The organism is Gemmatimonadaceae bacterium (assembly GCA_035633115.1).
Taxonomy (GTDB): domain Bacteria; phylum Gemmatimonadota; class Gemmatimonadetes; order Gemmatimonadales; family Gemmatimonadaceae; genus UBA4720.
On sequence record DASQFN010000084.1, the window covers coordinates 1 to 3,110 of the forward strand.

4 protein-coding genes are annotated in these 3,110 nt (G+C 61.7%); 3 read left to right on the top strand and 1 reads right to left on the bottom strand.

All coding sequences use genetic code 11. The annotated features are described in order from the left end of the window. Window positions 1-337, top strand: a 337-nt coding sequence (locus tag VES88_11475; protein ID HYN82115.1) for a YebC/PmpR family DNA-binding transcriptional regulator, incomplete at its 5' end; no start/stop codon positions are given. A 96-nt stretch (window positions 338-433) separates the two neighbouring features. After that, on the top strand, window positions 434-1,798 hold the full coding sequence (locus VES88_11480) for a transposase (GenBank protein ID HYN82116.1): 1,365 nt from the start codon (window positions 434-436) through the stop codon (window positions 1,796-1,798). Between the two features lie 44 nt (window positions 1,799-1,842). Here the strand turns inward: VES88_11480 and VES88_11485 are convergent, their stop codons facing one another. Beyond that, window positions 1,843-2,649, bottom strand: coding sequence for an IS5 family transposase (locus VES88_11485; GenBank protein ID HYN82117.1), 807 nt, complete (start codon window positions 2,647-2,649; stop codon window positions 1,843-1,845). Window positions 2,650-2,712: 63 nt separating this feature from the next. Here VES88_11485 and VES88_11490 point away from each other — a divergent pair, with 63 nt between their 5' ends. Continuing rightward, window positions 2,713-2,961, top strand: a complete 249-nt coding sequence (locus tag VES88_11490; protein HYN82118.1) for a hypothetical protein — start codon at window positions 2,713-2,715, stop codon at window positions 2,959-2,961. Window positions 2,962-3,110: the final 149 nt, after the last annotated feature.

The window sequence follows — 3,110 nt, forward strand, 5'->3', positions numbered from 1 at the left end:
CCTCAAACAGGGGATCATCACCATCAAGTCCACCGCGATCGACGAGGACGCCCTGCTGGAGCTGGCGCTCGATGCCGGCGCCGAAGACGTCCGCAACGTCGGCGAGGTGTTTGAGGTCATCACCACGCCCACCGCGTATCTCAAGGTCAAGGAAACGATCGAGAAGTCCGGCATCCCGATCGAAGCCTCGGAGATCGCCAGCCTTCCCAACAACACGATCCCGCTGGACGCCGGGCAGGCCCAGAAGCTGCTCAAGCTGGTCGAGGCGCTGGAAGACAACGACGACGTACAGACGGTCTCGCACAACGCTGATACGCCGGAGTCCGTGACGGTCTAGCAGCCCGTGGTAAAAGTCGGTTTCTTCGCCGAGCACCTCTTGCCGTGGCGACGAGCCCGCGCTTTAATGAGCTCAGTCAATTCAAGGATGATCCGCATGGCCATGGGCAAACGCAAGGATGTCGAGCAGCCGTTGTTTTTCACCGCCGCCGGGCTGGCGCACTCTCCGGCGCATCCGTTCTATCGGGCGTTGAATCGATTGCTCGACGAGCATTCGTTCGACCGCTTCGTGCAGCGGCGCTGCGAGCAGTTTTATCACCAGACGCTGGGCCGGCCGTCGCTGCCGCCGGGGGTGTACTTCCGCTGCCTGCTGATCGGTTACTTCGAGGGGATCGACTCCGAGCGCGGCATCGCGTGGCGGTCGGCGGATTCGCTGTCGCTGCGGTCGTTTCTGTCGCTGCCGCTGGATGAGAATCCGCCGGACCATTCGACGATCTCGCGGACGCGAAGGTTGATCGATCTGGAGACGCATCACGAGGTGTTCGTGTTCGTGCTGGAACTCCTGGCGGAGAACGATCTGATCGACGGCAAGACGATCGGCGTGGACGCGACCACGCTGGAGGCCAACGCGGCGCTGCGATCGATCGTGCGTCGCGACACGGGCGAATCGTATCAGCAGTTCCTCACGCGCTTGGCGCAGGCCAGCGGGATCGAAACGCCGACCCGCGAGGATCTGGCCAGGCTCGACCGCGACCGCAAAAACAAGGGGTCAAACGACGATTGGCAGCACCCGCACGATCCGGATGCGAAGATCACGAAGATGAAAGACGGGCGCACGCACCTGGCCCACAAGGCCGAGCACGCGGTGGACATGAAAACCGGCGCGATCGTGGGCGTGACGCTGCAAGGGGCCGATCAGGGTGACACCACCACGATCATGGCGACGGTAGTAGAAGCAACCAGTACGCTGCGTGAACTGTCCGACGACCAGGCGACGCAAGAGAAGATCAACGACAAGTGGATGAGCGAGGTCGTGACCGACAAGGGCTACCACAGCAGCCAGACGCTGCTGGACTTATCTGAGATGAACCTGCGCAGCTACGCCAGCGAACCGGACCGCGGCCGCCGCAACTGGAAGGACAAGCCCGACGAGAAACATGCGGTATATGCCAATCGTAGAAGATGCAGGGGACGGCGCGGCCGCCGGCTGATGCGCCGCCGCGGCGAGCTGATCGAACGCTCCTTCGCCCACGCCTACGAAACTGGCGCGATGCGCCGCACGCACCTGCGACGCCACCACAACATCCTCAAACGCCTGCTGGTGCACACCGCCGGCTTCAACTTGGCGCTGTCCATGCGCAAGCTCCACGGCGTGGGCAAACCCAGGCGCCTGCAGGGCCTGTTCTTGTTGATTTGGTCATGGATCGGGACGATCCTGATCGGCGTGGGATTGCGTCGGCGTGATTCAGACGAATCCGAAATCAACTTCGCGCCCCATCCCGGTCTGGCGCTGGCCGCGTGAGCCATGATTCCAAGATGGCTTTCACCACGGGCTGCTAGAGCGTGTTAGGAACTTCCGCTAAGTCCCGACATCAGGTTCGCGAGCATCAGGGACGCGAATGCGACGAGGTGCAGGCCGGCGACGGTTGCGGGTAAACGCTCGTAATCCTTGGCCAGTCGTCGGCATCGCGCCAGCCAGGCAAACGATCGTTCGACGACCCAGCGCCGTGGCAGCAGCACAAATCCACGTTTGGCCTGCGGCAGTTTCACCACGTGCAACTCGATGCCGTGATTCCTGGCGTCTTCCGCCGGCTTCTCGCCGGTGTAACCCTGATCGACGAACGCCAGCTCGACGGACTTGCCCGTCACTTTCTGCACCTGGCGGGCCATCTTCTTCACCTGGGCACGGTCCTGCTCGTCGGCCGGTGTCACGTGCAGTGACAGGAGATGTCCCAGCGTATCGACGCTCAAGTGCACCTTCGAGCCTTTCTTCCGCTTGGCCCCGTCGTAGCCGGCGCGATGACCGCTCTCCGGCGTGCTCTGAAGCGTCCGCGAGTCGAAGATCGTCGCCGACGGATCGGGCCTGCGACCTTGCGCCATTCGCAGCAGCTCCCGCAGGTCGTGCACCATCGCCTCGAACACGCCCGCTTTGATCCACCGCTGCGTCTGCTGATACACGATCTCCCACGGCGGCAGGTCGTTGGCCATGTAGCGCCACGGCGAGCCAGCCCGCACGATCCACCGTAAGGCATTGAACACTTCGCGAAGATCGTGCTCGCGTTGCGGCGCGTCCTCACGCATCAGGATTAGATACGGAGCGACGAAATTCCATTCGTCATCCGTCACGTCACTGGGATAAGGCTTCCTTGCCATCCCGATAGTATTGCCGGTTCACTCGCAAAGTGCATAACACGCTCTAGAGCGGTCCCGGTCCGAGTGAAGACCTCGACGGAGAAGGCTCCGCCGGCCGCGGCGCTGCTGGCTGTCGTCATCTCGGTGATCGATAACGGAAGCGAATTTGCCGAGACGTTGAAGAAGATCCCCCACCCCGACGACCCGCCGTTGTTGGAGGTTGGATTGGCGTTTAGAGTTTCCGCCAAAGCAGTGGCGCCGAATGCGGAAAGAATCGACGCACAGACAAGTGCCCGTAGCATTCTTCCTCCCACGACTGAGTTGAAAAACTGATTGCCCGAACAACGAGTCAAAAATTTAATCAGGCCGAGGGTCGATAGCAAGCAGATTCCGACCACTTTCGATCATTTTGACACGACCATCGTGTCCCGGAATTCTCAGGACCTTGCGTTACACGCGATCGATCTGATTTGGAACCGCCG

Coding starts and splice junctions, on each gene's coding strand:
- VES88_11480 (HYN82116.1), top strand. CDS start 434: ATGGCCATGGGCAAACGCAAGGATGTCGAGCAGCCGTTGTTTTTCACC.
- VES88_11485 (HYN82117.1), bottom strand. CDS start 2,649: ATGGCAAGGAAGCCTTATCCCAGTGACGTGACGGATGACGAATGGAAT.